Source organism: Devosia sp. FJ2-5-3 (assembly GCF_029201545.1).
GTDB lineage: Bacteria > Pseudomonadota > Alphaproteobacteria > Rhizobiales > Devosiaceae > Devosia.
On record NZ_CP104007.1, the window covers coordinates 1,361,674 to 1,387,369 of the forward strand.

25 protein-coding genes are annotated in these 25,696 nt (G+C 64.1%); 8 read left to right on the forward strand and 17 right to left on the reverse strand.

All coding sequences use genetic code 11. From position 1 onward, the window contains the following. Positions 1-34 precede the first annotated feature (34 nt). From arsC to N0P34_RS06630, 14 genes are all read right to left on the reverse strand, one after another. Complete coding sequence (arsC, locus tag N0P34_RS06565) at positions 35-463, reverse strand: arsenate reductase (glutaredoxin) (protein ID WP_275606935.1); 429 nt, start codon at positions 461-463, stop codon at positions 35-37. Continuing rightward, entirely contained in the window at positions 463-1,164 is a 702-nt protein-coding gene (gene phoB / locus N0P34_RS06570) for a phosphate regulon transcriptional regulator PhoB (protein ID WP_275606215.1), read from the reverse strand. Before phoB ends, arsC begins: the two co-directional genes overlap by 1 nt. A gap of 117 nt (positions 1,165-1,281) precedes the next feature. After that, positions 1,282-1,986 (reverse strand): phosphate signaling complex protein PhoU, encoded by a 705-nt coding sequence (gene phoU, locus N0P34_RS06575; protein ID WP_275606216.1) that lies wholly within the window; start codon positions 1,984-1,986, stop codon positions 1,282-1,284. Between the two features lie 20 nt (positions 1,987-2,006). Beyond that, a complete protein-coding gene (pstB, locus tag N0P34_RS06580; RefSeq protein ID WP_275606936.1) occupies positions 2,007-2,801 on the reverse strand; it encodes a phosphate ABC transporter ATP-binding protein PstB in 795 nt (264 codons plus the stop codon). 80 nt (positions 2,802-2,881) lie between these two features. Continuing rightward, complete coding sequence (gene pstA / locus N0P34_RS06585; protein ID WP_275606217.1) at positions 2,882-4,246, reverse strand: phosphate ABC transporter permease PstA; 1,365 nt, start codon at positions 4,244-4,246, stop codon at positions 2,882-2,884. Beyond that, positions 4,243-5,622: a phosphate ABC transporter permease subunit PstC gene (gene pstC, locus N0P34_RS06590; RefSeq protein WP_275606218.1), complete on the reverse strand. Its 1,380-nt coding sequence runs from the start codon at positions 5,620-5,622 to the stop codon at positions 4,243-4,245. The genes pstA and pstC overlap by 4 nt, the downstream gene beginning before the upstream one ends. A 75-nt stretch (positions 5,623-5,697) precedes the next feature. After that, positions 5,698-6,711: a substrate-binding domain-containing protein gene (locus tag N0P34_RS06595; RefSeq protein WP_275606219.1), complete on the reverse strand. Its 1,014-nt coding sequence runs from the start codon at positions 6,709-6,711 to the stop codon at positions 5,698-5,700. 738 nt (positions 6,712-7,449) lie between these two features. Next, positions 7,450-8,205 carry an IclR family transcriptional regulator gene (locus N0P34_RS06600; protein ID WP_275606220.1) on the reverse strand — a complete coding sequence of 252 codons (756 nt, stop codon included), beginning with the start codon at positions 8,203-8,205 and terminating at the stop codon, positions 7,450-7,452. 123 nt (positions 8,206-8,328) lie between these two features. Then, the gene (locus tag N0P34_RS06605; protein WP_275606221.1) at positions 8,329-9,633 is read right to left on the reverse strand and encodes an aspartate aminotransferase family protein; all 1,305 of its coding nucleotides are present in this window, start codon (positions 9,631-9,633) and stop codon (positions 8,329-8,331) included. A 309-nt stretch (positions 9,634-9,942) separates the two neighbouring features. Beyond that, a complete protein-coding gene (locus tag N0P34_RS06610; RefSeq protein WP_275606222.1) occupies positions 9,943-10,767 on the reverse strand; it encodes a dipeptide/oligopeptide/nickel ABC transporter ATP-binding protein in 825 nt (274 codons plus the stop codon). After that, on the reverse strand, positions 10,764-11,747 hold the full coding sequence (locus N0P34_RS06615) for an ABC transporter ATP-binding protein (protein WP_275606223.1): 984 nt from the start codon (positions 11,745-11,747) through the stop codon (positions 10,764-10,766). The genes N0P34_RS06610 and N0P34_RS06615 overlap by 4 nt, the downstream gene beginning before the upstream one ends. Beyond that, on the reverse strand, positions 11,747-12,622 hold the full coding sequence (locus N0P34_RS06620) for an ABC transporter permease (protein ID WP_275606224.1): 876 nt from the start codon (positions 12,620-12,622) through the stop codon (positions 11,747-11,749). Before N0P34_RS06620 ends, N0P34_RS06615 begins: the two co-directional genes overlap by 1 nt. Further along, positions 12,619-13,566 (reverse strand): ABC transporter permease, encoded by a 948-nt coding sequence (locus N0P34_RS06625; RefSeq protein ID WP_275606225.1) that lies wholly within the window; start codon positions 13,564-13,566, stop codon positions 12,619-12,621. Before N0P34_RS06625 ends, N0P34_RS06620 begins: the two co-directional genes overlap by 4 nt. Before the next feature lie 73 nt (positions 13,567-13,639). Further along, the gene (locus N0P34_RS06630) at positions 13,640-15,169 is read right to left on the reverse strand and encodes an ABC transporter substrate-binding protein (RefSeq protein ID WP_275606226.1); all 1,530 of its coding nucleotides are present in this window, start codon (positions 15,167-15,169) and stop codon (positions 13,640-13,642) included. A gap of 277 nt (positions 15,170-15,446) precedes the next feature. On the opposite strand from N0P34_RS06630, the gene N0P34_RS06635 reads away from it, so the two are divergent. From N0P34_RS06635 to N0P34_RS06650, 4 genes are all read left to right on the forward strand, one after another. Continuing rightward, positions 15,447-16,217 (forward strand): IclR family transcriptional regulator, encoded by a 771-nt coding sequence (locus N0P34_RS06635; protein WP_275606937.1) that lies wholly within the window; start codon positions 15,447-15,449, stop codon positions 16,215-16,217. Positions 16,218-16,381: 164 nt separating this feature from the next. Next, the gene (locus N0P34_RS06640; protein ID WP_275606227.1) at positions 16,382-17,443 is read left to right on the forward strand and encodes a malate/lactate/ureidoglycolate dehydrogenase; all 1,062 of its coding nucleotides are present in this window, start codon (positions 16,382-16,384) and stop codon (positions 17,441-17,443) included. 3 nt (positions 17,444-17,446) lie between these two features. Beyond that, positions 17,447-18,259 carry an NAD(P)-dependent oxidoreductase gene (locus tag N0P34_RS06645; RefSeq protein ID WP_275606228.1) on the forward strand — a complete coding sequence of 271 codons (813 nt, stop codon included), beginning with the start codon at positions 17,447-17,449 and terminating at the stop codon, positions 18,257-18,259. 13 nt (positions 18,260-18,272) lie between these two features. Continuing rightward, complete coding sequence (locus N0P34_RS06650; RefSeq protein ID WP_275606229.1) at positions 18,273-19,742, forward strand: M81 family metallopeptidase; 1,470 nt, start codon at positions 18,273-18,275, stop codon at positions 19,740-19,742. 427 nt (positions 19,743-20,169) lie between these two features. Here the strand turns inward: N0P34_RS06650 and N0P34_RS06655 are convergent, their stop codons facing one another. Genes N0P34_RS06655 through N0P34_RS06665 form a run of 3 tightly spaced genes read right to left on the reverse strand, consistent with a single transcriptional unit; the run spans position 20,170 to position 22,346 of the window. Then, positions 20,170-20,568 carry a RidA family protein gene (locus N0P34_RS06655; protein ID WP_275606230.1) on the reverse strand — a complete coding sequence of 133 codons (399 nt, stop codon included), beginning with the start codon at positions 20,566-20,568 and terminating at the stop codon, positions 20,170-20,172. A 15-nt stretch (positions 20,569-20,583) separates the two neighbouring features. Beyond that, complete coding sequence (locus N0P34_RS06660; RefSeq protein WP_275606231.1) at positions 20,584-21,579, reverse strand: GntR family transcriptional regulator; 996 nt, start codon at positions 21,577-21,579, stop codon at positions 20,584-20,586. After that, on the reverse strand, positions 21,576-22,346 hold the full coding sequence (locus tag N0P34_RS06665) for a glucose 1-dehydrogenase (RefSeq protein ID WP_275606232.1): 771 nt from the start codon (positions 22,344-22,346) through the stop codon (positions 21,576-21,578). Before N0P34_RS06665 ends, N0P34_RS06660 begins: the two co-directional genes overlap by 4 nt. A 64-nt stretch (positions 22,347-22,410) precedes the next feature. Between N0P34_RS06665 and N0P34_RS06670 the strand changes: the two genes are divergently transcribed. Genes N0P34_RS06670 through N0P34_RS06685 form a run of 4 tightly spaced genes read left to right on the forward strand, consistent with a single transcriptional unit; the run spans position 22,411 to position 25,655 of the window. Next, the gene (locus tag N0P34_RS06670; protein WP_275606233.1) at positions 22,411-23,592 is read left to right on the forward strand and encodes an amidohydrolase family protein; all 1,182 of its coding nucleotides are present in this window, start codon (positions 22,411-22,413) and stop codon (positions 23,590-23,592) included. Then, a complete protein-coding gene (locus N0P34_RS06675) occupies positions 23,585-24,046 on the forward strand; it encodes a hypothetical protein (protein WP_275606234.1) in 462 nt (153 codons plus the stop codon). The genes N0P34_RS06670 and N0P34_RS06675 overlap by 8 nt, the downstream gene beginning before the upstream one ends. Continuing rightward, positions 24,043-24,537, forward strand: a complete 495-nt coding sequence (locus N0P34_RS06680; protein WP_275606235.1) for a hypothetical protein — start codon at positions 24,043-24,045, stop codon at positions 24,535-24,537. The genes N0P34_RS06675 and N0P34_RS06680 overlap by 4 nt, the downstream gene beginning before the upstream one ends. Then, positions 24,534-25,655 carry a sialidase family protein gene (locus N0P34_RS06685; protein ID WP_275606236.1) on the forward strand — a complete coding sequence of 374 codons (1,122 nt, stop codon included), beginning with the start codon at positions 24,534-24,536 and terminating at the stop codon, positions 25,653-25,655. Before N0P34_RS06680 ends, N0P34_RS06685 begins: the two co-directional genes overlap by 4 nt. The last annotated feature ends 41 nt before the right edge of the window (positions 25,656-25,696 follow it).

Consider the following 25,696-nt stretch of genomic DNA (forward strand, 5'->3'; position numbering starts at 1 on the left):
CCCATAAGGGGAGGGAGGCGAGGGCCGAGCGTGGTCATTTGGCGGATGAGCGCCGCCCGTCGGCGTCGATGATGATTTCGCCGTCTTCCTTGGTGAAGGGGCCGATGTCGGGGTTTTCGAGGAGGTCGAGGACCAGTTCGGAGGGGCGGCAGAGGCGGACGCCCCTGGGGGAGATAACGAAGGGGCGGTTGATGAGGATGGGGTGGGCCAACATGGCGGCGATCAGGTCGTCGTCGGTGAGGGCTGGATCGCCGAGGCCCAGCGCCTCATAGGGCGTGTCTTTCTTGCGGAGGGCGTCGCGGACCGAGAGGCCCGCCTCGGCGATCATCCAGCGGAGGCGCGCTTCGTCGGGCGGGCTGGTGCGGTAGTCGATGATTTGGAGAGGCTCGCCGCTCTGGACGATCATGGCGAGCGTATTGCGCGAGGTGCCGCAATCGGGGTTGTGATAGATGGTGATCATGATCAGGCCGCCTGGCCGAACCGTTCGTCGAAAGCATAGCCGGCGCCCCGCACGGTGCGGATGGGATCGGCTTCGCGGCCGCGATTGATGGCGCGGCGGAGGCGACCGATATGGACGTCGACCGTACGCTCGTCGACATAGACATCATTGCCCCAGACGCCGTCGAGGAGCTGTTCGCGCGAATAGACGCGGCCGGGATGGCGCATCAGATATTCGAGCAGGCGATATTCGGTGGGGCCGAGATGGATATCGCGATTGGCGCGGCTGACGCGGTGGGTGGTGCGGTCGAGTTCGAGATCGCCGACCTTGAGCGATGCGGTGACCAGATTGGGATTGGCGCGGCGGAGGAGGGCGTGGATGCGCGCCAGAAGCTCGGGAACCGAGAAGGGTTTGACGACATAATCGTCGGCGCCGGTGGCGAGGCCCCGCACGCGTTCTTCTTCCTCGCCCCGGGCTGTCAGCATGATGATCGGCACGCGGGCGGTTTCCTCGCGGGCGCGCAGGCGACGGCAGAGCTCGATGCCGGATACTTCAGGGAGCATCCAGTCGAGGAGGATGAGGTCGGGCAGTTTTTCGGCAATGGCCTGCTGGGCCTCGTCGCCACTTTCGGCCGTGACCACGCGAAACCCTTCGGCTTCGAGATTGTAGCGCAGGAGAATGGCGATATCGCCTTCGTCTTCGACAACGAGAATTGTCGCGGGCATGGAGGTGCTCCGTCGTTCGGGCTCGGGTGAAGGAGCCGTGTAGTCGGCGTTTGGGGCCTCACCCCCTCCCTTCCTCCCCCTTCAAGGGGGAGGTGGATGAGAGAGCTGTGCGTCTCGTCAGATCTTGATCTGCTGGCGCTGGAGTTGCTGGACTTCGGCGGTCAGCTGCTTGCCGGTGGCCAGGTAATAGGCGCGTTCGGCAATGTTGGTGGCGTGATCGCCGATGCGCTCGATATTCTTGGCGCAGAAGAGAAGATGGGTGCAGGTGGTGATGTTGCGCGGATCTTCCATCATATAGGTCAGCAATTCGCGGAAGAGCGAAGTGTGCAGGGCATCGACCTCGTCATCGCGATTGCAGACCTCGACGGCGCCGCCCGCATCGCGATTGGCATAGGCGTCGAGCGCGTCCTTGACCTGGCGGAGGACCAGCGCCTTCATGTTTTTCACCCCGTTATAGAACGAGGGCTGGAGGCTGATGCCCTCGAGCTTGAGCGAGCGGCGGGCCAGTTGCTTGGCCATGTCGCCGACGCGCTCGAGATCGTTGGCGACGTGGATGGCGGTGATGATGGCGCGCAAATCGGAGGCCATGGGCTGGCGGCGGGCGATCATGGACACAGCCATGTCGTCGATCCGGCGCTGCATCTCGTCGATGCGCTGGTCGGCGATGATGGTGAGGTCGGCCAGTTCCCGGTCGAGGGTGATGAGGGCCTTGGTGCCGTTCTCGATGGCGGCCTCGACGAGGCCCCCCATTTCGGCGATGGACTGGGCGAGGGTGAGAAGCTCCTCGCTATAGGCGGTGACGATATGTTCGGCGTTGGACATGAATGGCTCCTGTTCCGCGATCAGCCGATGCGGCCCATGATGTAGTCCTGGGTCTGCTTGTTCACCGGATTGGTGAAGATGTCTTCGGTGTCACCCTTCTCGATGAGATTGCCCAGGTGGAAGAAGGCGGTCTTCTGGCTGACGCGGGCCGCCTGCTGCATGGAGTGGGTGACGATGACGATGGTGTAATTGGTGCGCAGCTCGTCGATCAGCTCTTCGATGATGGCGGTGGCGATCGGGTCGAGGGCCGAGCAGGGCTCGTCCATGAGGATGACTTCGGGGCCGACGGCGATGGCGCGGGCAATGCAGAGGCGCTGCTGCTGGCCGCCGGAAAGGCCGGTGCCGGGCTCGGCGAGGCGATCCTTGACCTCTTCGAAAAGTCCGGCCTTGCGCAGGGAATTGACGACGATCTCGTCGAGATCGGTCTTGTTGCGCGCGAGGCCATGGATGCGCGGGCCATAGGCGACATTGTCGTAGATCGACTTGGGGAAGGGATTGGGCTTCTGGAACACCATGCCGACGCGGGCGCGCAGTTCGACCACGTCGAGATCGGGGGCGTAGATGTCCTCGCCGTCGAGTTCGATGCGGCCGCCGACCTTGGCGCCCTCGATGGTGTCGTTCATGCGGTTGATGCAGCGCAGGAAGGTGGATTTGCCGCAGCCCGAGGGGCCGATGAAGGCGGTGACGGCGCGATCGGGGATGTCGATGGAAATGCCGTGCAGGGCCTGCTTGGCGCCGTAGTGAACGGTGACGTCGCGGGCGGTGAGGCGGATCGGATGCTCGATCAGCGCGGCAGGATTGGCGGCGGGGTTCATTGCAGCGTCCATGGCAGCGTCCAGGGTCTGGGTGGTCATCTTTACCTTACCGGCGAGCATATCCATTTTGCGGGATCTCCTTAAGCGCGCTTTTCGAGGCGCGAGCGCAGGAAAATGGCGATGGCATTGAGCGTGATCATGAAGGCGAGCAGCACCATGATGGCGGCGGAGGTGCGGGCCTCGAAGAAATTGCGGTTTTCATTGGCCTGCCAGAGGAAAATCTGGACCGGGAGGGCGGTGGCCTGTTCGACCGGGGTGGCGGGCACGGCGGCGACGAAGGCGTTCATGCCGATGAGAAGAAGCGGGGCAGTTTCGCCCAGGGCCTGCGCCACGCCGATAATGGTGGCGGTGAGGATGGATGGGAAGGTGACCGGCAGCACGTGGTGGAACACCATCTGCGTGCGGCTGGCGCCCATGCCCAGGGCTGCCTGGCGCAGGGCCGGGGAGACGCCGCGCAGGGCGGCGCGGGTGGCGATGATGATGGTGGGCAGGGTCATCAGCGTCAGCACCAGCCCACCCGCCAGCGGCGCGGAAAGCGGCAGGTGGAACCAGTTGATGAACACCGCCGCGCCGAGCAGGCCGAAGACGATGGACGGCACGGCGGCGAGATTGTTGATGTTGACCTCGATGAGGTCGGTGAAGCGCGATTTTGGCGCGAATTCCTCGAGATAGATGGCGCTGCCGACCCCGATGGGCACGGCGAGGACGACGACGATCAGCATCATCCAAAGCGAGCCCATGAGCGCACCAAGCAGGCCTGCGGCCGCCGGGGAGGAGCGGCTGTCGACATTGGTGAAGAGCGACCAGGCAAAGCCCTGGGTGATGATGCCCTCCTGCTCGAAGGCATCGATGAGGGTGCGGGCGGGGGCGGACAGCTGTTGCTGGGCGTCGCCCAAATCGCGGTTGATATTGCCCTTGGCCCAATTGTCGGTATTGGCCGAGGCGAGCAGGGTCACAGTGCGGGTCTGGCCGAGCACGGAGGGATCGTTGACGAAGATCTCGCGGACGCGGTGGCGGGCGTCGGTCTCGGGAATGGTGAGGATCTGGCGGCTGTCGATCTCAAAGCCTTCCGGCACGGCGGCGCGCAGGGAGGCCTCGATGATGCGGTTCCAGTTGAGCATGGCAACCTGCCGCTCCCAGCCGAGGCGGGCAGCGCGGTATTCGGCGTCGGACTGGCCTTCGGTCCGCACCGGGGCCGGATCGACCTTGATCACCTCGGGATCGAAGGTGACATCGAGCGTGATGTTGGCCTGGGTAAAGGCGGGGATGCCCTTGCGCAGCACATCGGTGAACAGCATGGCCACAAAGCCCAGCGCCAGGACGATGGCGACAATGCCCGAAACGCGGAAGATGCGTTCGCCCAGATGACGGCGCTTGAGACCGGCGCGAACAGCGGCGCGGCGGGCGACGGCGTCAGCGGGAGCGCTGTAGGACTGGTCGGTCATTCATACTGCTCCCGGAAGCGGCGGACGATGTAGAGGGCAACGATGTTGAGGCAGAGGGTCATCACGAAGAGCGTGAGGCCCAGGGCAAAGGCGACCAGCGACTGGGGACCGGTGAAATCGGTATCTCCGGTCAGCTGGTTGACGATGGAAACGGTGATGGTCGAGACCGGCTCAAGCGGATTGCCGCGGAGGATCGGCGCATTGCCGGCGGCCAGAACCACGATCATGGTTTCGCCGATGGCGCGGCTGACGGCGAGGAGGAAGGCGCCGACAATGCCGGGCAGGGCCGCGGGCAGCAGCACATTGCGGATGGTTTCGGACTGGGTCGCGCCCAGGCCATAGGCGCCATCGCGCAGAGTGCGCGGCACCTGGTTGAGAATGTCATCCGAGAGCGAGGAGATGAAGGGGATGATCATCACGCCCATGACGAGGCCCGCCGTCAGCGCGCTGGTGGCGCTGATCGAAAGGCCGATGGCATCGCCGAGATTGCGCAGGAACGGGCCAACCGTGACGAGGGCGAAGAAGCCATAGACGATGGTGGGGATGCCGGCGAGAATTTCGACGATCGGCTTGACCACGGCGCGGACCGACCGGTGCGCATATTGGCTGAGATAGATGGCGGTCATCAGCCCGATCGGCACGGCGACCAGCATGGCGATGGCCGAGATCATCAGCGTGCCGGTCAAGAGCGGCAGGAGGCCATATTGGCCGGCGTCACCGGCGCCGGTGGAGGAGAATTTTGGGGCCCAGACGGTGCCGAAGAAGAAGTCGGCCGGGCTGACAAAGGTGAAGAAGCGGAAGGCTTCGGTGACCAGCGAGGCGACGATGCCCAGAGTGGTGAGGATGGCGACGGCCGAACAGGCGATCAGCGCCAGGGAAATGGCGCGCTCGACCTCATTGCGGGCGCGAAGGCGCGGACTGATGCGCTTGCGGGCGAAGGTCAGGCCCAGAATGCCGAGGCCCGCCGCAGCGCCGATCATGATGAGGAAGCTGAGGAGCTGGAACCGCCCTAGATTGTTTCCGGCAGCCTGTTCGAATGGCTGGATCTCGCCGGTAACGCCGAAGCCGGAGGCGATGTCGCGGATGCGCTGGAGCTGGGCGTTGAGGCCCAGCTGGTCGAGGCTGGCGACGACATCGGCCGGGAGCTGGGAGACGGTGAACCAGTGGGTGACGCCCGGCGAGAAGAAAGCCCAAATCGCCAGGACGAGCAGCGCGGGAATGAGCGTCCAGAGCGCAACGAGGGCGCCATGATAGTGCGGGCGGGAATGGACCCGCTGCCCGTCGGACGTGACAAGAGCGCGGCTTTTCGACCAGCCAAGGTGGTAAGCCAGGCCAAGAAGAACGAGGAGCAGACCGGCAGCGATCGTTGTGTTCACTTTGTCAGGTTTTCCTGGCTGACACGGGAGGAGATGCGGGCCGCACCGGAGGCGATGCGACCCGCAGGATTGGTTTTACTGGGCCTGGAAGGCGGCGAGGACTTCAGCGGACTTTTCGGCCGGCTGAGGGATGAGGCCAGCGGATTCGAGGATGCCGCCCGTGCCCGAAACGCCCTCGGAGAGGAAGTATTCGGTGAATTCGGCGAGGCCCGGAATGGTGCCGATGTGCTGGCCCTTGACGTAGAAGAACAGCGGGCGGCTGACCGGATATTCGCCCGAGGCAACGGTTTCGAGCGAGGGCGAGACGCCATCGACGGTTGCGACCTTCAGCGTGTCGCGGTTCTGGTCGTAGAAGGAGAGGCCGAAGACGCCGACCGTATTCGGATTGGCGGTGAGGCGCGCGAGGGTCTCGGTGTAGTCACCGGCGATCTCGACCACGACATCCTGGCGGAAGGTGGTTTCGACGGCCTCGATTTCCTCGTCGGAGAGGCCTTCGGGCAGCTCGGCTGCTTCAGCGCCGGGGGTGACGACGCGTTCCTGGAAGACTTCGCGAGTGCCGTGATTGGAGCCGGGGATGGCCAGCGCGATCGGCTGGGCCGGCAGGGACGGGTCGATCTGGTCCCAGGAGGTGTAGGGATTGTCGACGAGTGCGCCATCGACCGGAACCTTGGCGGCGATGGCCTTGAACACCTGGGCAGGGGTCAGGGCGAAATCGGCGCCGGAAGCGGCGGAGGCGAAGACGATGCCGTCAAAGCCGAACTGGATCTCGCGGATGTCGGTGACGCCGGCTGCGGTGCAGGCTTCGCGCTCGCTGTCGCGCATCGGGCGGGAGGCATTGGCGATGTCGATGGTGTTGGCGCCGACGCCTTCACAGAACTGGCGGAAGCCGCCGCCGGTGCCGCCGGAGCCGACGACCGGGGTCTTGAACTCGGGGAAGGTGGCGCCGAATTCTTCGGCCACGATGGACGAGAAGGGCAGGACCGTCGAGGAGCCGGCGATCTGGATGGTATCGCGCGACTGGGCAAAGGCCGGCGTGGCGAAGGCGGCAAGCGCGAGAATAGCGGTGCTGGCGTAAAGTGCGGTCTTCATGAAAGTTCCCTTTCGGAATTCGGTTCTGAGCCGGGCCAGCCATGATGGGGCCGCCTCGTGACGCCGCAGACCTTATTGGTGCGCATTAACGGTTTTATTGCGGTTTCGTGACGTGTGTGTGACGGATTAAGATGCTGATAAATCTAGGAAATTTTCTAAAGTGAAGGGTTTGTGACGGGATTTGTGACGCGGTGTCAGGGGAATCCGAGAGGCTTTCGGCTGGTTGCTATATCGCACCCGTCCCTGCCAGCCATTCGAGCGTAGCTCTCACGGCCTTCTCGCCGACAATCGCTCCACTGGAGCGATTGTTGAAGCGGCTCGAAGCCCTCAAGGGGGAGGGTATCTGCCGGTGGGTGGGACGCGGCTTCGGCTCGGAGACATCCACAATTCCGATGTCATTCCCGCGGAAGCGGGAACCTCTGTTTCTCCTGGGGGCGGTTGTGCCGGAAAGGAAACGGAGGTCCCCGCAACGGGGAGGGTGGCCGCCGGTGGGTGGGGTGGAGCCAGTGCTTGCATTGATTTTGGTAGGAAGGGCGCGCGCCTCGTCCGCGGGCGGTGCTGTCTCGGGCCTGCCCCGAGGGTCTCGTCCCAAAAAAAACCGTCGATACGGGGCTCGCGAAGTGGCCCTCGGGTCGAGCCCGAGGGAAGCTTGGTGCCCTGTTGAGGGATACGGAAACCCCAAAACCCCCTCCTAACCTCCCCCTGGCAGGGGGAGGGACAGCGTCGGTGCAAAGCCAGCTAGCGCAGGATCGGGCGGAGTTCGGCCTGGACCTTGCGCATGAGGGGCAAAAAATTGGCGATCATGTGCGAAGTGGAGGCGCGGGCGGTCTGGGCGCCGATATTGATGGCGGCCACCACCTTGCCGGAGGCGTTGTAGAGCGGCACTGCGATGGAGCCGAGGCCGAGTTCGAGCTCCTGGTCGATGACGGCAAAGCCCTGGGCGGCGATGACGGCAAGCTCGGTGGTGATGCCGGGAATGTCGGCCTTGGTGCGATCGGTATAGGCGACGAGATCGGATCGGTCGAGAATGGCGCGCGCCTCGGCGGGCGGCAGGGCGGCGAGGAGCGTGCGGCCCATGGAGGTGCAATAGGCGGGCAAGCGGGCGCCGGGGGCGAGATTGATCGACATGACGCGGCGCGTCGAGGCGCGGGCGATGTAGAGAATGTCGGTGCCGTCGAGCATGGCGGCCGAGGTGCTTTCGCTGGTTTCGCGCGACAGCTCTTCGAGGAAGGGCTGGACGAGGCGCGGTAGCGGCATGGCCGAGAGATAAGTGTGCCCGAGGCTGAGGACGCGCGGGGTCAGCTGGAAGAATTTGCCGTCATAGCTGGCATAGCCGAGATGGACGAGGGTGAGCAGGCACCGTCGCGCCGTGGCGCGCTCAAGGCCGGTGCGTTCGGCCACGTCGGTGATGGAGAGGCGGGCGTGCTCTTCGTCGAAGCACTCGATGACCGCGAGGCCCCGGACCAGTCCGTTGATGATGTCGCCCTCGCGCATCTGGGCGTCCCTCTTGCCGATCCCGGTGGTTGGGGCGAGCATTACTGCATGGGCGGTGGCAAGGGAAGTGGCAAGCAAATCGGGCGGAGGCAGCCTGGAAAGAGCCTCCGCCCGATTATTTCGTCAGTTGCCCAGAGTGGGCGCCACTTCCTTGGCGGCAGCGCGAACGGCCTCAAGGGTCTTGTCGACGACTTCGTCATTGTGCTCGGAGGAGACAAACCACGCGCCGCGCTCGAGGACGCGAACGCCGTTGCGCAGCAGGGCCTGCGAGAACCGCGAATAGCCGGCCTTGTCGGCGCGGGCGAGGTCGCGATAGTTGCGGGCGGGCGCGTCGAGACCGAAGCCGATGTGGAACATCAGCTCGAAGCCGGTGACCTGGGCCTTGATGCCGACTTCCTTGAAGATGTCGCGGATGCCGTCGCGCAGGCGCACGCCATAGACCGAAGTCTTCTCGTAGTGCTCGGGCGTGAGGGCCTTCTGCGTCGCCACCATGGCGGCCATGGCGACGGGCTGGGAATTGAAGGTGCCGCCGTGCAGCACGCCCCCGGTGGCGAACAGGTCCATCAGGTCGGCGCGGCCGACAATGGCGGCCACGGGGAAACCGTTGGCGATGGCCTTGGCGAAGAGCGAGAGATCGGGCGTGATGCCGAAGCGGCCCTGGGCGCCCTTCTGGCCGAGGCGGAAGCCGGTGATGACTTCGTCAAAGACGAGGATGGTGCCGTGCTTGCGGCATGCGGCCTGCACGCCCTCGAGATAGCCTTCGCCCGGTGCGATGGCGCCCTGGTTGCACATGGCAGCTTCCATCACCAGCGCAGCGACGTCGCCCTTGGCCAGGCGCGCCTCGACGGCGGCGAGGTCGTTCCACTGCAGCACGTCGAGGCCGTCGCCATCGTTCGCGCCCTGGCCCTTGCTGCCTGCGATCAACGCCGGATCGTCGGCAGGGCCGGCGTCGGCGAGAGCGGGAGCGGTGGACCACAGGATGTTGTCGAACCAGCCGTGGTAGTGGCCCTCGAACTTGACGATGGCGCGGCGGCCGGTTGCAGCGCGTGCGAGGCGCATTGCGGCCTGGGCCACTTCGGAGCCCGACGAGCCGAAGCGCAGGCGCTCGGCACTGGGGATACGCTCGCAGATGATGCGGGCGGCTTCATATTCGATAGGCGACTGGCCGGCGAAGAGAATGCCTTTTTCGACCTGGTCCTTGACGGCCTGCTGCACGCCCTTGGGGCTGTGGCCGAGAACCGTGGCGCCCATGCCGCAATAATAATCGATCAGCTTGTTGCCATCGACGTCATGGAGATAGGCCCCTTCACCATGGGTGAAGACCAGGGGGCCGGGGCCCATGCCAAGACGGAAATTGCTGTTCACGCCGCCGGACACAAAGCGAGACTCGGACGCGATAATGCGTGCGGACTCGTCGAACTTCAGCATTCGCTGCTCCTCGAGTTGTTTTGTCCAACACACACCAGTGGGCGCTCGAGGTAAACGCCGGGCTATTTCGTGGTGCGGAATAGTTCGGGTTATTCGCCGCGGGAGGGGGAGAGTTGGTGCGGGCAGGTCCCGCTTTGGCCCAATAGCTCCCCGGGCGCAGTGCTTCCCTCGGGCTTGACCCGAGGGTCTTTATCAGCGGGCGCTGGCCGCATCGAAGCTCCCGGAGTGGCCCTCGGGTCAAGCCCGAGGGAAGCCCGGTGTCTCGACGAAATACGCGGCAATCGCCCCGGGCCGAGAAGGAACCGGCGCTTAAAGCGCCGTACCCGCCAGGCCCGCTTCCACTGTCAGCACCGCATCGACAAGGTTTTGGGTTTCCTTGGCCCTGGGGTGGGTGAAGAGTTCAACGGGCTGGCCCACTTCGACGATGCGGCCGGCGGCGATGACGGAAACGCGGCTGGTCGTATAGGCGACCACCGAGAGATCGTGGGCGATGAAGACGAGGCCCAGTTGCAAATCGCGGACGAGGTCCTTGAGGAGGTTCAGCACCTGAGCCTGGATGGAGACGTCAAGGGCCGAGACCGGTTCGTCGGCGACGAGGACGCGGGGATTGGGCATGAGCGCCCGGGCGATGGCGACACGCTGGAGCTGGCCGCCGGAGAACTCGTGTGGATAGCGTTCGAGCGCGCTGCGGTCGAGCCCGACCTGGTCGAGCACCTCGTAGAGGCGCTTGGTGTGATCGCCGGCGATCTTGAGGCTGCGCATGGGCTCGAGCAGGGCCGTGCCGACGCGCATGCGCGGATCGAGCGAGCTGCGCGGATTTTGCAGCACCATCTGCACAGAGCGACGGAAATAAGCGCGGTGGGCGACATCGCCCGACCAGATATCGGCGCCGTCAAAGGTGACGGTGCCGGTCTGGGGCTTTTCCATGCCGGTGAGAATGCGGGTGAGCGTGGTCTTGCCCGCGCCGCTCTCGCCGACAAGGCCGACCCCTTCGCCAGCGCAGACATCGAAGTCGATGCCGTCGAGGACGGTGAAACTCGATTTGGGGCCGAACAGATTTGTGCGCGGCAGGGCATAGGTCTGGGTGACACCGCTCATGGCGAGGAGCGGGCGGCGTTCCATTGGCTGGGTCATGCGGCGGGCTCCCGGGCTGGAGCGACCGGGTGGAAACAGGCGACGCCGGTGGTGCCCCTGTCGAGTTCGGGCATGTTGCTGCGGCAGATGTCGGTGGCAGCGGGGCAACGCGGATGGAAGGCGCAGCCACTGGGCAGGCGCTGCAAGGGCGGCACCATGCCGGGGATGGAGACGAGCCGGGACGTGCCGTCGAGCGCGATATTGTCCATGGTCGGCTGGGAGTCGAGGAGGCCCCGCGTATAGTGATGGCGTGGATTGCCGAAGACATCGGCCACACTGCCATATTCGACGATGCGCCCGGCATACATGACCGCGACCGTGTCGCACATGGCGGCGATGACGGGCAGGTCATGGGTGATCATCAGGAGGGCCGAATTACGCTCGCGGGTGGCGGCGCTGAGGAGGCGCAGGACCTGCTTTTGCACGGTGACGTCGAGCGCGGTCGTCGGCTCGTCGGCGATGATGAGCTGGGGATAACAGGCCAGCGCCATGGCGATCATGATGCGCTGTTTCTGTCCACCGGAGATCTGGTGGGGGTAGGAACGGGCCAATTGCTCGGGGCGCGGCAAATTCATCTGCGCCATCAGATCGATGGTCTGGGCCATGGCCTCGCGGCGGCTGACGCCATTGTGGCGATGGATGACGTCGGCGATCTGATCGCCGACGCGGCGCACCGGATTGAGCGAGGACATGGGGTCCTGGAACACCATGGAGATGGTCCGTCCGCGCCGGGCCGAGAAGGCGCGGTCCGGCTCGGTGGTGAGATTGACACCGTCGTGGAGCACTTCGCCGTCGGTCCGCCAGCCGGCGGGAAGCAGGCCCATCAGGGCAAGGGCGGTCATGCTCTTGCCCGAGCCGGATTCTCCGACAAGGCCCATGCGGCCGCCGGCGGGAACGGAGAAGGAAACGCCGCGCACGGCGGTGAGGTCTTCATAGCCCACGCGCATGTCGCGGACTTCGATGGCTGCGGGACTGGTCATTATTTCCTCCGCGCCAGCTTGGGATCGAGAATATCGCGCAGGCCATCGCCGAGGAGGTTGAGGCCGAGAACGACGGAGACGATGGCAAGGCCCGGCCACATGGCGAGGGGCGAGGAAATGCCCACCTGCTGCTGGGCTTCGTTGAGCATCATGCCCCAGGAAATGGAGGGACGGGTGACGCCGACGCCGAGATAGGAGAGGCCCGCCTCGGTGAGGATGCCGGCGGCGAAATAGAGGGTGAACTGGACGATCATGACGCCCGCCACATTGGGCAGGACGTGGCGGATGAGGATGAACCAGGTCGGCCGGTCATACATGCGCGCCGCGGTAATAAAATCCTCCTGCAGCACCGACATGGAAGCCGAGCGGATGACGCGGGTGAAGGACGGCGTGAAGAAGGCAGAGAGTGCCAGGATCGTCGTGAGGGCGCCTGAACCGATGGTGGCGGCGAGCACGAGCGCAGTGACGATGCCGGGGATGGACAGCATGATATCGGCGCCGCGCGAAATGGTTTCGTCGGCCCATTTGCCGAAGGCGGCGGCCGAGAGCCCGGCGATGGTGCCGATGATGAGGCTGATAAAGGCCCCACCGGCGCCGACGATCAGCGAGGTGCGGGCGCCGACCATCAATTGGGAGAGGATATCGCGCCCGAGAACGTCGGTGCCGAGGAGGTAATTGGGCGAGCCGGCCGGCAGCAGCCGGTCGGGAATGCGCGGCACGTTTGGATTGTGCGGGAGGTAGAACAGCGAGGCGATGGCGATGCCGACAAAGCCGATGGTCAGGATGATGCCGAGCAGCAGGGCTGTATTGGTGCGCCAGCGCGGGCGGCGGGCGCGTGCCGGATTTGCCGGTGTGACGGTGGAAACGCCGCTCATCGGGTGAGCCTCACGCGCGGGTCGAGCACGCCATAGAGCAGGTCGACGAGCAGATTGATGAACATGACGAAGATGATGATCAGCATGACAGTGGACTGCACCACGATGACTTCGCGGGCGGCGACATTGGCGAGGATCATGCGGCTGAGGCCGGGCAGCGAGAACACGGTCTCGATGATCACGGTGCCGCCGATCAGCTCGGCGATCTGGAGGCCGACCACGGTGGCGATGGGGAGGGCGGCATTGCGCAGGCCAACCTGGAGCAGGGCCTGCATGCGCGTCATGCCGGTGGCGCGGGCGGTGCGCACATAATCCTGGTTCATCACATCGAGCACGGCGGAGCGCACATAGCGCGTCAGCGAGGCGCCGAGGATGACGCCGAGGGAAATCACCGGCAGGACAAGCGAGCGCACAGCGCCCCAGAAATTGGCGTCCCAATTGGTCCAGCCGCCGGTGGGCAGCCAGCCCAGCCGCACGCCGAACAACAGCGAGAGCAGAATGCCGGCCCAGAAGACGGGCACGGCGATGCCGACCTGGCTGAGCAGCGCAATCAGCGCGCCAATGGGCTTGTCGGAATTGAGCGCCGAATATGTCCCCGCCGGAATGGCGATGAGAAGCCCGAGCAGGAGGCCGGAGACGCAGAGCGGAATGGAGATGGACAGGCGCGACACGACGAGGTCGGTGACCGCTTCATTGGTGCGGAAGGAGCGCCCGAGGTCGCCCTGAAGGAGATTTCCGATCCAGTCGAAATACTGGACCACCATGGGACGGTCGAGGCCGTATTGCTGGGACAGCGCATTGATGGCGTCGGCGGTGGCGTCCTTGCCGAGGATGATGGCGGCGACATTGCCACCGGCGCCGCGGATGAGCAGGAAAATCGCGATGGATGCGGCGATGACCGCGAGCAGGAAAAAGGCCAGCTTTCGGGCGATATAGACCGGCATAGAGCTGGGCGCCTCCTCTTAACAGATACAATTAACGGGGCCGACTCCGGGCCGGCCCCGCCAGACTACAGACTTACCAGTGCAGCGGCGCGAATTCGATGGCGACGGCCACGCGCGGCTCGACGAAGCCCTTGAGGTCGGGTTCGAACAGGCCAACGCCCTTCTTGGCGATGATCGGCACGATCACGGCATCCTTGCGCAGGATATCGGCCGATTTCTGCATCAGGGCCAGGTAATCCTCGTCGGTCAGCGCTTCGTCGGCGTCGGACAGGGCCTGGGTGTATTCAGCCGAGCAATAGGTGCTCCAGCCGGCTGCGTTGGGATCGGGGCAGGCGAACTGGGTTGGGTCGGCGTCGCCCGACATGACCGTGACATCGAACTGCGGCGGACGGCCCTGGAAGATGAGCTGCGAATAGCGCGCCAGGTCGATGGCGTTGCGGCTCATATTGAAGCCTGCGGCCTGCATGGTGGGGACCATGATGTCGGCGGGCAGGGACAGATCCGGCACGTCGCTGAGCGAAGCGTATTCGAGCGGCGTTGCGGCGTAGCCCTTCTCGGCCACGAGCGCCATGGCCTTTTCGATGTCATAGGGATAGGGGCAGGATTCAGGGCTCTCGGCCTCGTACCAGGGTTGGTTGGGCAGGGCGAAGGTGCAGGTGTTTTCCGCACCCCACGATGCGCCGAAAGCGTCATTATAAGCCTGGCGATCCAGCGTCATGGCGAGCGCCTGGCGCAGCTCGGGATCGAGCTTCTGGTTGATCACCGCATAGGTCGGCTCGCCGATCTGGGGATAGGTGACCATGGAGAATTTGTCATCGAGGCCACGCGCGGTCAGCTGTTCCCAGAGGTCGATGGTGATGACGGGCAGGGCGTCGACTTCACCGGCTTCGAGAGCGTTGAGGCCCGCGGTGCCATCGGTGATGATGCGGACGGTGACGTCCTTCACCGCGGGGGCATCGCCCCAGTAATTCTCGTTGACGGTGAATTCGAAGCTCGAGTTCGAGGTGTAGCTGACCACCTTGTAGGGGCCGGTGCCTATGGGGTTGGTGGCGATGGTCGCCGCCGAGGCCTCGGGCTGGATCAGCGCCGCCGTCGAGCCCATGCCGCGCCAGAAACCCTGGCTGGGACGGGAGAGGGTGATGGTGACGGTGCTGTCGTCGGTTTTCTCGATCGTTTCGACCGCCTGGTAGGGCGAGGAGTTCTGGGTGACCGGGCTCGCCTTCATGGTGTTGAGCGAATAGACCACGTCGTCGACGGTCAGCGCCTCGCCATTGGAGAATTTGGCCTCGCGAATCTTGAAGGTGTAGGTCAGCCGGTCATCGCTGATGGTCCAGCTCTCGGCAACGCCGGGCGACACGGTGCCGTCCTTGTTGAAATAGACCAGCGGCTCGACGACATTGGCCGGAATCCACAGGCGCAGCGCGGTCAGATTGCTCTTGGTGTAGTCCAGCGTGCCGGGATCCTGCCGGGCGACGAGGATCATCTTGCCTTCGTCGGCGCGGGGCGAGGCGGCCAGGGCAATGCCTGGGGCCGCAGCCATGATCGCCGCGGCGGCGCTCAGCATGGTCACTCCCAGACGGAAAGACTTGGAGATCGTAGGCATGTGTTTTCCCTTGCTTATGTTTTTCCCACTCGCGTGTCACTCCGATCGGATCGGGCCCCAACGACACGCACTTGCTGCAAGGAGGCACCCGGTATCGTCCGGTGTAAATGCGACCGAGTTTCGCTTAACGAAATAAGCCGGATCCGCCTGCTTAGATCATGTGCAAAAATTGGGTATGTTGACATGTTAAGCAGCTTGATTTCCTATTCCAGCCGGTGCCGTTCTCCTTGAGGGAAAAAGGGTGGCGGCCTTTGTCTGGAGGCGAGATTTGACCAAAGTGAACGACCAATACTCGGTTTTGCCAGTGGCGAAGGCGATGCAGGTCTTCGCCTATGTGGCCAGCCAGGCCCATGACGTAACGCTGACCGAAGTGGTGCAGGCGCTGGACATGCCCAAGACCACGGTGTTCCGTTATCTGCAGACGCTGTCGGCCGCGGGCCTGTTTGCCCACGACATCGTGCAGGATCGCTACGGGGTCGGTGAGCGGTTTCGCGAGCTGGCGCGGATCGACCAGCTCTATCACAGCCTGCGCAGCACGGCGCAGCGCGAGATGGACGAGCTTGCGGACGGCTTTCGCGAGACGATCAACCTGGCCGTGCTCGACGACCATGAAGTGGTTTATGTCGACATTCGCGAGGCGACGCGCTCGCAGCGTTTCCAGGCCCGGATCGGGCATCGCCATCCCATCCATTCGACCTCGCTGGGCAAGGCCATCGCCGCCTTCATGCCGGATGATCGGGTCGATGCCATTGTCGGCGCGCAATTCGAGCCGCGGACCTATCGCACGGTGACCGATCTGCGCACCTTCCGCCGCCATGTGGAAGAAACGCGCAAGCGCGGCTTTGCCATCGAAAGCGGCGAGAACGAGGACGGGGTTACCTGCATCGGCGTGCCGATTTTCGACGGGCAGGGTTTTCCGATTGCCGCGATGAGCCTGTCGGCGCCGGACAATCGGATGAAGACCCTCGTCGAGCGGGCGGCAGAGGCGCTGCAGGGCGCGGCCAAGCGCGTCACCACCAGCCTGCCGCGGGTGTCGGCGGCGCTCTGACCGGGGATCACCGGACAGGAATTTGAGCTCGGCGTTCCGCGATCGGGATGCCGGGCTTTTGCGTTTTTTGGGCGCGGCGTTCCTTGGCGCGAAACGGAACTGGCTTACAGACGCGGCGACGCTGGCATAGGCTTTGGCGAAATTGCCTTGGCGGGGGATGAGCCATGCAGGTCGATGCCGATGTATTGCGTGCTGCCGTGGTGGAATTGTTCGTTGCCCTCGGTGCTTCGGAGGAGACCGCGGCGCTGATCGGCGTGCACCTCGTCGAGGCCAATCTGCGCGGCCATGATTCGCATGGCGTCGGCGTGGTGCCGATGTATCTCGCGAGCCTCAAGGCCGGAGGGATGATGCTCGAAAGCGAGCTGAGGCTCGTCTCCGACATGGGCGGCATGATCATTTTCGATGCGCAGCGCGGGGTGGGCCAGGTGACCGGCCATCGCGCCATGGAACTGGGCATCGAGCGCGCAAAGGACCATGGCAGTGCGATCATCGGCTTGCGCAACAGCCACCATCTGGGACGCATCGGGCATTGGGCCGAACAATGTGCGGCGGCGGGGCTGGTCTCGGTGCACTTCGTCAATGTGGTCGCCGGACCCTTCGTCGCGCCCTTTGGCGGGACCAGGGCCCGGCTCGGGACCAATCCCTTCGCGGCCGGCTTTCCGCGCGCCGGGGCAGAGCCGGTCATCGTCGATTTTGCCACCAGCACGCTGGCCATGGGCAAGGTGCGGGTCTATCGCAACGAGGGCAGGACATTGCCCGACAATGCGCTTTTGACGGCCGAGGGCCTGCCCACCAACGACCCCAATGAACTGTTCACGACGCCTCCTGGCGTGCTGACGCCCTTTGGCCAGCACAAGGGCTCGGGGCTGGCGCTGGCCTGCGAATTGCTGGGCGCGGCGCTTCTGGGCGGGGAAACCCAGCATGACGGCACCAGCGACCCCGCCGTGATCAATTCCATGCTGTCCATCATCGTCTCGCCCGAACGCATGGGGACGCTCGAGGCGTTCGGCGGGGAGATGGCGCAGGTGCTGGCCTGGATGCAGTCGGAAAACAACGATCATCCGGGCCGTGTCCTCCTGCCCGGGGAGCCGGAACTGGCGACGCGCCGGCAGCGGCTTGACGAGGGTATTCCGCTCGATCCGACGACGCTCGGCCAGATCGTGGCGTCGGCGGAGGGCCTTGGGCTTTCCGACCTGCAATTTCAACGACTGACACAAGTGAACTGACGCATGGCGCGTATTCTCCTGACCGGCGCCGCCGGAAATCTCGGCGGCAAACTGATTGCCCATTGGCGCGACACCAGCGAGCACGAATTGGTGCTGCTCGACCGGCGCGCGGGCGAGGGCATCCATGAGGCCGATATCAGCGCTTTCGGCCCGGAATGGACGCGCCTCTTCGATGGGGTCGATGCCGTCATCCATCTGGCGGGAGACATCCGCCCGGTGGCGAAATGGGAGGAAGTGCATCCCGCCAATGTGGTGGGCACGGCCAATGTGCTGCGGGCGGCGCGGGAGGCCGGGGTGAGGCGCGTGGCCTTTGCCTCGACCAACCAGGTGATGGGCGGCTATCGCTTCCGCACGGAAGCCATCCGCTCGGACTCCCCGCCGCTGCCGCTCAACCCCTATGCGGTGTCAAAGCTGATCGGGGAGGAGATGGGCCGGGCCTTCGCGGCCGAGAGCGGCGCCGATTTCCTCGCCTTCCGCATCGGCAATATCTGGCCGGGAGACAATCTGGCGGGACCCGATCTCGGTATCGGCAGCTGGGGGCAGGAGATGTGGCTCTCCAATCGTGATTTCTGCCACGCCATGGATTGCGCGGAGACGGCGGCCCCGCTCGGGTTCGGGATTTTCAACCTCGTCTCCGACAATCCGGGCATGCGCTGGGACATTGAGCCGGCGCGGCAGCTTCTGGGCTATCGCCCGCAGGACGGGCACGCGCCAGTCTTTACCGAGAAGGTCAAGGCCGAGGATGAGCGGGCCCGCGCCGCGGTGCTCGTTCCCGGCAGTTGGCTCGACCAGCACAGTCATCGTCTCGACATCTGACAGGGATCGCTTCATGCGTCTTTTCATCGCCACGCTCGGCACCGAAACCAACACTTTTGCCTCATTCCCCACCGGGCTCGACGATTTCCAGGGGGCGTTCTGGAACGAGGCCGATATCGCTGCCGCCGATCCGTCGCCCTGGAGCGGCCCGACCCAGACCTGGCACCGACGCGGACAGGAAGAGGGCTGGGAAGTGGTCCAGAGCCTGTTCGCCTTCGCCAATCCAGCCGGGCCGACGACCCGCGACGCCTATGAAACCATGCGGGACCGTATTCTCGGCGATCTCAAGGCGGCCGGGCCGGTCGATGCGGTGCTGTTTTATCTGCACGGGGCAATGGTGGCGGATGGTTACGACGATTGCGAAGGCGACCTCGTCAGCCGGGTCCGCGCCATTGTCGGACCATCGGTGCGGATCGGGCTCGAGCTCGACCTGCATGCCCATATCGACCATGTTCTGATCGAGGCGGCCGATTTCATCGTCTTCTACAAGACCTATCCGCATATCGATCACAATGAGCGCGCCGACGAGGTGTTTGACCTCATGAAGCGGACGCTGGCGGGCGAGATCGACCCGAAGATGGCGCTGTTCGACTGCCGCACGATGGGATTGTTCCCCACCACGATGGACGGCCCGATGCCGGCTTTCTGCGCCGCGATGGAAGCGGCGGAGGGGAAGGACGGCGTCCTGTCGCTGTCGCTCAACCATGGTTTCCCCTGGGCCGACGTGCCGCTGGCGGGCGTCAAAATGCTGGCCGTCGTTGATGGCGATGAGGCCAAGGCCAGGGCAGTAGCGGAAGATTTCGGCAAGCGCTTCTATGCGATCCGCGCCGAGGCGACGCTGCCGTTCACGCCGTTTGCTCAGGCTATTGAAGAGGCAAAGATCGTCGGCGACATGCCGCTGGTGATCGCCGACACGTCCGATCAGATCGGCAGCGGCGCGCCGGGCGACACCACCCATGTGCTGCGTGCCTTCATCGATGCGGGCATACGCAATGCGGCCATTGTGCCGCTCTGGGATCCGCTGGCGGTCAAGATTTGCTTCCAGGTCGGGCTGGGCGCCAAGCTCAAGCTGCGCATTGGCGGCAAGTTCGAGCCCCATTCGGGCCCGGCGCTCGATGCCGAGGCCGAAGTGCTGCATCTGGCGCGCGATTCCTGGCAGAGCCATATCGGGGACGAGAGGATCGGCGTGGGCGACGTGGCCGTGGTGCGGGTGGAGGGGATCGAGGTGCTGCTGACCTCGCAGCGGACGAACCTTTATTCGCTCGATCTGATGAGCCGGCATGGCATTGTCTACGAAACCAAGCAGGTTGTTTCGATCAAGAACCTCTACAAGCAGAAGGATCTGTTCGCGCCGATCTCGCGGCTGCAGCTGTTCGTGGCGACGCCCGGAACCAGCAATCCCGATTGGAGCGCACTGCCCTTCAAGCGCCTGCCGCGCCCGATCTGGCCGCTCGATGCCGATCCGCTGGGGCTGGAGGTTTAGGGATCTCTTATGTGAGTGAAGAGCGTCCGTGAGTTCTTGCTGGGGCTTCACCCCTCACCCCATCCCTCTCCCCTGAGGGGAGAGGGGGCGCAAGAGCCGGATGACCGTGCCTGGGTTTGCCCGCATCGTCAATTGATCACGGTGCTTCCCTCGGGCTTGACCCGTGCGCGTGGATAGGGGCCCTCGGGTCAAGCCCGAGGGAAGCTCCGAGCCTGATTTTCATAAAGGAACCCCCACCCTCGTTCCCTCCTACAAGGGGGAGGGAGGCGCAGGAGACGTTAGATGTGTGGGGAGGAGAGGATCGTCTTGTCCTCCCCACAACTGGGAAGCGTTTTTTGCTCGATGTCATTCCCGCGCAAGCGGGAACCTCAGTTTTTCCTGCTCGGCCAGAGGTCCCCGCTTGCGCGGGGATGACGGGATCAAAAAATCAGTCGCGCACGGCTTGCTGGCGGGTGGCCTTGGTATACGCCACGCAGTCGAGTTCGAATTTGAGCTTGGTGCCCAGAACGCCGTTGATGGTGCTGCGGCTGGGGCGCGGCTCGGAGAAATATTCGGGATAGATCTTGTTGTAGAGCGCGCCGTCTTCCTCGCTGGCGAGGTAGGATTTGACGTTGATGACGTGATCGAGTGTGAGGCCGGCCGCTTCGAGAATGGCGCGCAAATTTTCGATCGAACGGCGCATTTCTTCTTCGAACGTGCCCGGGATGATCACGCCGGTCTCGCTATCGACCGAAGCCTGCCCGGAAACGAACATCAAATCGCCCGCAATGAAGGCGGGGCTGAACGGCAGGTGCGAGCGGGCGCCTTTGTCGATGAGCTTGAGCATGCAAATATCCTTTGGTCAGGGAACGAAATGGGCGGGGAAAGTGTGGATTTCGGCGGCGCCGGGCCGGTCCTCGAGCTTTTCGTAGATGATGGGCAGAACGCTTTTCATCCAGTCGCCGCTTTCAACGACGAAGCCGGGGCGGCGTGAATCGAGGCCGAAGGGATAGATGCGGACGGGCTTGGCCTGCCACTCGGCCATACGGCCGTGCCAGCGGTGGTGCATGTAGCCGCAGATGAGATCGGGCTGGAAATCGGTGACGGTTTGTTCGAGCGCGGAAAGATCGGACAGCTCGTTTTCCTGGTCGACCGTGGCGATTTGCAAGGTGTGCGGGACATCGGAAGCGGCGCAGGCTGCGCGGAAGGCGGCAAGGCGTGCGCCCTGCTCGGACGAGACGTGGACCGTATCGAGATAGAGCACGCGGTGGGGCTGGTCGCCGAGATGGGCGAACATCTGCTCGAAGGCCGGGCCGTAGTCGAGCCGGTAGGAATGCACCCCCGGCAGATCGATGACGGCGTCGAGCACGCTGATTTGGCTGGTGGTCTGGCTCAGCGGCGAAATATCGGTCTGCTCGGTGACGCCGGTCAGCACCACCATGTCGAGCCGGTCCCACAGGCTGATGGGCATCTTGTCGTGGGTGAAACTGCCCATGATGAACTCGTGGCCATCGGAAACAACGCCGCGCTCGAGCGCAATCACGAGACGGGTATAGAACTCGTTGTCGAAAATGCCGCCGCCGACGATGTTGCGGTTGTAGAAGAAGCCGACGCGGTGATGGGCCTCGGACCAGGGGGTCTCGACCAGGAAGGAGCCGCGCCCGACTTGCCGGCGGATGACCCCCTCGGCTTCAAGATCCTTGAGGGTCTTGATCACAGTAATCAGCGAGAAATCACAGAATTTGGTGATCTCGTTCTGGGACTCGATCTTGTCGCCGGCCTTTAGTCCATTGGTCTTCCAGCGGCGGAACAGGAGATCCCGCAATTGTAGATGTCGCGGTGTCAGGTCTACATTCACGGCTCGGTGCCCCAGGACATTTGATTGGCGAGAATCCCGCCATCGATGAACAGCATCTGCCCCGTGATATAGCGTGCCGCGTCAGATGCAAGGAAGACCGCAGCCCCGCCAATATCATCGGGCTCGGCAATTCGTCCGAGTGGAATCTGGCGTTCGAGCGATTTCCTGACGCTGTCCGAGGCCAGCGCATTGGCGGTGAGCGGGGTGCGCACGAGGCCGGGGCCGATGCCATTGACGCGGATGCCGCGCGCGGCGAGCGTGACGGCCATGGATTTGACCAGCATCAGCACGGCGCCCTTGGACGCGTCATAGGCCACGCTATCGCGCTCGGCGGCCATGGAATTGGTCGAGCCGACGCAGATAATGCTGGCGCCGGTCTGGTCGGCAGCGACGCGATTGGCAAAGGCCTGGCCGGCAAAGAGATAGGCCCGGACATTGAGCGCAAAGGTGCGGTCGAACATGTCCTCGGTGAGTTCGCCGAAGGTCGTGTCGGCAAAGGTGCCGGCATTGTTGACCAGGGTATCGAGCGTGCCCCAACGCGAATGTGCCGCTTCGACCAGCCGTTCGGCCTCGCCGGAACGGGTGAGATCGGCCTTTACGAAGTGGACTTCGGTCAGCGCGGAAAGCTCGGCAATGGCAGCCTCGGAGTGCTCGTCCTGGCGATGGGAATTGAGCACGAGCCGCGCCCCGGCAGCGGCAAAGGCGCGCGCGAGGCCAAGACCGATACCGTGGGTCGAGCCCGTAATGCAGACAGTGCGCCGATCCATATTTACACCCGGAAGGAACTGAGTTAACTCATTAGCATAATAACATGCTAATAAGGGTTCACCAATGGGTGTCAAGCAGAACTGGGCTGGGGGGCTGGTTGTTACGCCTTCAGGTGTCGTTCGGCGCGATGTGCTGGTCGAGGGCGAGCGCATTGTCGGCCTGGCGCTGCCCGGCGCGGTGACCGGCGCCGACTGGCAAAAGATCGATATTGCCGGCAAACTGGTCTTCCCCGGCATGATCGACGTGCTGCAGCATGGGTTCGACCTCAATCTTTATTCCGATGCGACGCCGGACGGCGTGCCCGATTCGTCGACCAAGCTGACGGCGCGGGGCGTCACCGCATTCCTGCCCTCGATCGGATGCCAGCCTCCGGCTGAATTTTCCGGTGTGCTGGAGCGTCTGGCCGATGCGTGTGCCAGGGCAAGTGGGGCCCGCGCCATCGGTATTCATAGCGAGGGGCCGTGCTTCAATTCGCCCGGCGCCCACAATCCGCAGAATTTGCAGCTGCCATCGCCGGAACTGGCCAAGCGCATGCTCGACAGCGCCAAGGGGCGGCTGGCGGCGGTGACGATTGCGCCGGAACTGCCGGGGGCGGAAGCCTTCATCAAGACGATGAAGGCGGAAGGGGTGTCGATCCATTTCGGCCACAGCCAGGCGGCGCCCGACGATGTCTCGCGCTATGTCAGCTGGGGGATCGACGCGGTCACCCATATGTATGACGTGATGCGCACGCTGCCGCCGGACAATTCGGGCGTGCATGTGTTTTCCCTGCCCGACGCGCTGATGGCCGAACGTCATCTGGCGCTGGGTGTGGTGGCGGACGGCATTCATGCCCATCCCAAGCTGTTGCGCATCCTGGCGCAATTGCCGGCGGATCGGGTGTTCCTCGAAACGGATTCGATGAAATATGCCGGCCTGCCGGGCACGGAGTTCGAATTCTATCCGGGCTATTTCGTCACCAGCGCCCCCGGCAAGGCCGTGCGATCGCGCGATGGCGGGCTTTGCGGCTCGTCTTTGACACCGGACGAGGGCATGCGCAATTATATCGACATGGCCGGAGCCGATCTGGTGCAGGCGGCCCATGCGGCGAGCCTCGTGCCAGCGCGCGTCATCGGCAGGGACCGCGACATGGGCAGTATCGAAATCGGCAAGCTCGCCGATTTCGCGGTGCTCGACCCCAAGGATTTCACCGTGCTCGAAACAATCATCGGTGGCAAAACTCATCATAGGCGCGACCATGAATGAGCCGCAGGAAAAACCTCTCCGCTATCAGGAAGAGGGCAATGTCCATCTCGATTTCCACGGGGCGACCAATACGACGATTGATTTCATCGTCGAGCGCTATGGCGTGGACGTCCTGCACGAGATCTTCGCCAAGGTGGGCAAGGACGTCTATGCCGATCTCCGCCGCCACATGATGGACGGCGACGCCAACGAGATGGTTCGTCACTGGCGCTATTTCTTCGACCGCGAAAGTGCCGATTACGACATCGCGGTGGGCGAGGAGGAAATCGTGCTGACGGTGCGGCACTGCACCGCCTATCACCACGTCGCCAAGATCGCGCCTGCGGTGTCGGCCCATTTCTGCGACCAGACGATCAAGGTCAACGAGGCCATTGCGGAGGGCAGCCCCTACCGTATCGACACCGAGATCACCGGACCGGGCGCCTGCCGCCAGGTCATCAGGAGGCGTGCATGATCCCCAGCGATCACTTCACCCGCTTTTACAACGAGGTCTACAAATTCCTCGAGACCCGGGGCGAGGAAGACCTCGAACTCTACTGGCTGGCGATCTCGAAGAACCAGGAGCGCCATATCCTCGAGCTGATCGAGACCAAGGGCCTTCAGGGCATGTACGAATATTGGTCGGTGATCGAGGAAGAAGAAAACTGCGACATGGATATCATGGTCGATGACGACCATATCGAGTTGCGGATGAACGAATGTCCGAGCCTGAGCAAGGTGCAGGACAATGACGCTGCGCCTATGGGACGCTATTGCGACCATTGCGCCGGCTGGATCGGGCCGATCATGGACAAGACCGGCTATCACCTCGTCTATGACGTCATCAGCCGCACCGAACCGCGCTGCGTGATGAAGGTGTTCAAGGATGAAGCCAAGGCGCGCGAGGCGGAAAAATCGGCGCAATTGCTAATGGGCTGGCCCGGGCGCGAGCAGCACCGCTCATGAAGACAATTGCCTCTGGTGTGCTGATGGCCGGCGAGGCCGGGACGGCGCGCGCCTGCCATACCTTTCCCAGCGTCGTAGAACTGGCCAGCGGGAAATTGATCGTCACGGCCCGGCACGGTTCGGGCAAGGATGGCGACGACGATGCAATCACCGTCCGGGCCGATCATGGCGATGGCAAGGGCTGGGTCGCCCATCCCGGCTTGCCGGCTTCGCCCGACCTCAATGGACGCAAGGGCACGCTCAAGCTTGCCTATCTCACCGCGTTGCGGCCAGGCGTTATCATCGCCGCCGCCATGTGGGTGGATCGGACCAGCTTTCCCGGTCAGCCGCTGTTCAATGCGGAGACCGAGGGGTGCCTGCCCATGGCGATCTTGCTCAGCCGCTCCGACGATGATGGGCTGAGCTGGAGCGATTGGTGGCATGTCGCGCTGCCCGAAGACATCGGCCCGCCCAGCCTGACCGCGCCGCTGGTTCTGCTCGCCGATGGGCGGCTGGCGATGAGCATAGAGACCAACAAGACCTATCTCGATGCCGGCACATGGGACCAGAAGGCGGTTCTGCTGTTTTCGGACGATGAGGGACAAAGCTGGTCGGCACCGCTCGTTTCGGCGCATGATCCGACCAACAGGATTTTCAACTGGGATCTGCGGATTGCTGCCGCGCCAGATGGGCGCCTCGTCAGCTTTGCCTGGACCTTCGATCGCGAAGCGGGGGAATATCGCAATATCCATCGCCGCGTGAGTGCGGATGCGGGCCGCAGCTGGACGGCGCCGGAGGATATCGGCTTTGCCGACCAGGCGGCCCGGCTGGCGATCCTTGGCGATGGGCGCGTGGTGTTGGCCTATGTCGACCGGTTCGGCACGCGCTCCATCCGGGCGCGGCTGGCCGACAGCGTCGAGGCGCCATTCCGCGCCGAGAGCGAAGTGGTGCTGTATACCCAGGAGCAGGCCGCCAGTGCCGAGAATGGCGCTTCGCTGGGCGAGGCGCTAGCCGACATGGAGATGTGGAGCTTTGGCCTGCCATCGGCCACGGCCCTGCGCAACGGGCAGGTGCTGGTGGTCTATTACGGCGGAAAGTCCGGCTGCATGGATATCGGCTGGGCGCTGATCGCGCCCTAGAGCATTTCACCGCGTCGGTGACGCGGTGAAACAGTTTACGT

Bases quoted from the DNA above. Each gene is read 5' to 3' on its own strand.
- pstA (WP_275606217.1), bottom strand. From the start codon at position 4,246: ATGACCGACCAGTCCTACAGCGCTCCCGCTGACGCCGTCGCCCGCCGC.
- N0P34_RS06665 (WP_275606232.1), bottom strand. From the start codon at position 22,346: ATGGATCGGCGCACTGTCTGCATTACGGGCTCGACCCACGGTATCGGT.
- N0P34_RS06605 (WP_275606221.1), bottom strand. From the start codon at position 9,633: ATGCTGAAGTTCGACGAGTCCGCACGCATTATCGCGTCCGAGTCTCGC.
- N0P34_RS06675 (WP_275606234.1), top strand. From the start codon at position 23,585: ATGAATGAGCCGCAGGAAAAACCTCTCCGCTATCAGGAAGAGGGCAAT.
- phoB (WP_275606215.1), bottom strand. From the start codon at position 1,164: ATGCCCGCGACAATTCTCGTTGTCGAAGACGAAGGCGATATCGCCATT.
- N0P34_RS06620 (WP_275606224.1), bottom strand. From the start codon at position 12,622: ATGAGCGGCGTTTCCACCGTCACACCGGCAAATCCGGCACGCGCCCGC.
- N0P34_RS06625 (WP_275606225.1), bottom strand. From the start codon at position 13,566: ATGCCGGTCTATATCGCCCGAAAGCTGGCCTTTTTCCTGCTCGCGGTC.
- N0P34_RS06645 (WP_275606228.1), top strand. From the start codon at position 17,447: ATGGCGCGTATTCTCCTGACCGGCGCCGCCGGAAATCTCGGCGGCAAA.
- N0P34_RS06650 (WP_275606229.1), top strand. From the start codon at position 18,273: ATGCGTCTTTTCATCGCCACGCTCGGCACCGAAACCAACACTTTTGCC.
- pstB (WP_275606936.1), bottom strand. From the start codon at position 2,801: ATGAACCCCGCCGCCAATCCTGCCGCGCTGATCGAGCATCCGATCCGC.
- phoU (WP_275606216.1), bottom strand. From the start codon at position 1,986: ATGTCCAACGCCGAACATATCGTCACCGCCTATAGCGAGGAGCTTCTC.
- N0P34_RS06685 (WP_275606236.1), top strand. From the start codon at position 24,534: ATGAAGACAATTGCCTCTGGTGTGCTGATGGCCGGCGAGGCCGGGACG.
- N0P34_RS06655 (WP_275606230.1), bottom strand. From the start codon at position 20,568: ATGCTCAAGCTCATCGACAAAGGCGCCCGCTCGCACCTGCCGTTCAGC.
- N0P34_RS06615 (WP_275606223.1), bottom strand. From the start codon at position 11,747: ATGACCAGTCCCGCAGCCATCGAAGTCCGCGACATGCGCGTGGGCTAT.
- N0P34_RS06640 (WP_275606227.1), top strand. From the start codon at position 16,382: ATGCAGGTCGATGCCGATGTATTGCGTGCTGCCGTGGTGGAATTGTTC.
- N0P34_RS06595 (WP_275606219.1), bottom strand. From the start codon at position 6,711: ATGAAGACCGCACTTTACGCCAGCACCGCTATTCTCGCGCTTGCCGCC.
- N0P34_RS06680 (WP_275606235.1), top strand. From the start codon at position 24,043: ATGATCCCCAGCGATCACTTCACCCGCTTTTACAACGAGGTCTACAAA.
- N0P34_RS06600 (WP_275606220.1), bottom strand. From the start codon at position 8,205: ATGCGCGAGGGCGACATCATCAACGGACTGGTCCGGGGCCTCGCGGTC.
- N0P34_RS06670 (WP_275606233.1), top strand. From the start codon at position 22,411: ATGGGTGTCAAGCAGAACTGGGCTGGGGGGCTGGTTGTTACGCCTTCA.
- N0P34_RS06610 (WP_275606222.1), bottom strand. From the start codon at position 10,767: ATGACCCAGCCAATGGAACGCCGCCCGCTCCTCGCCATGAGCGGTGTC.
- N0P34_RS06630 (WP_275606226.1), bottom strand. From the start codon at position 15,169: ATGCCTACGATCTCCAAGTCTTTCCGTCTGGGAGTGACCATGCTGAGC.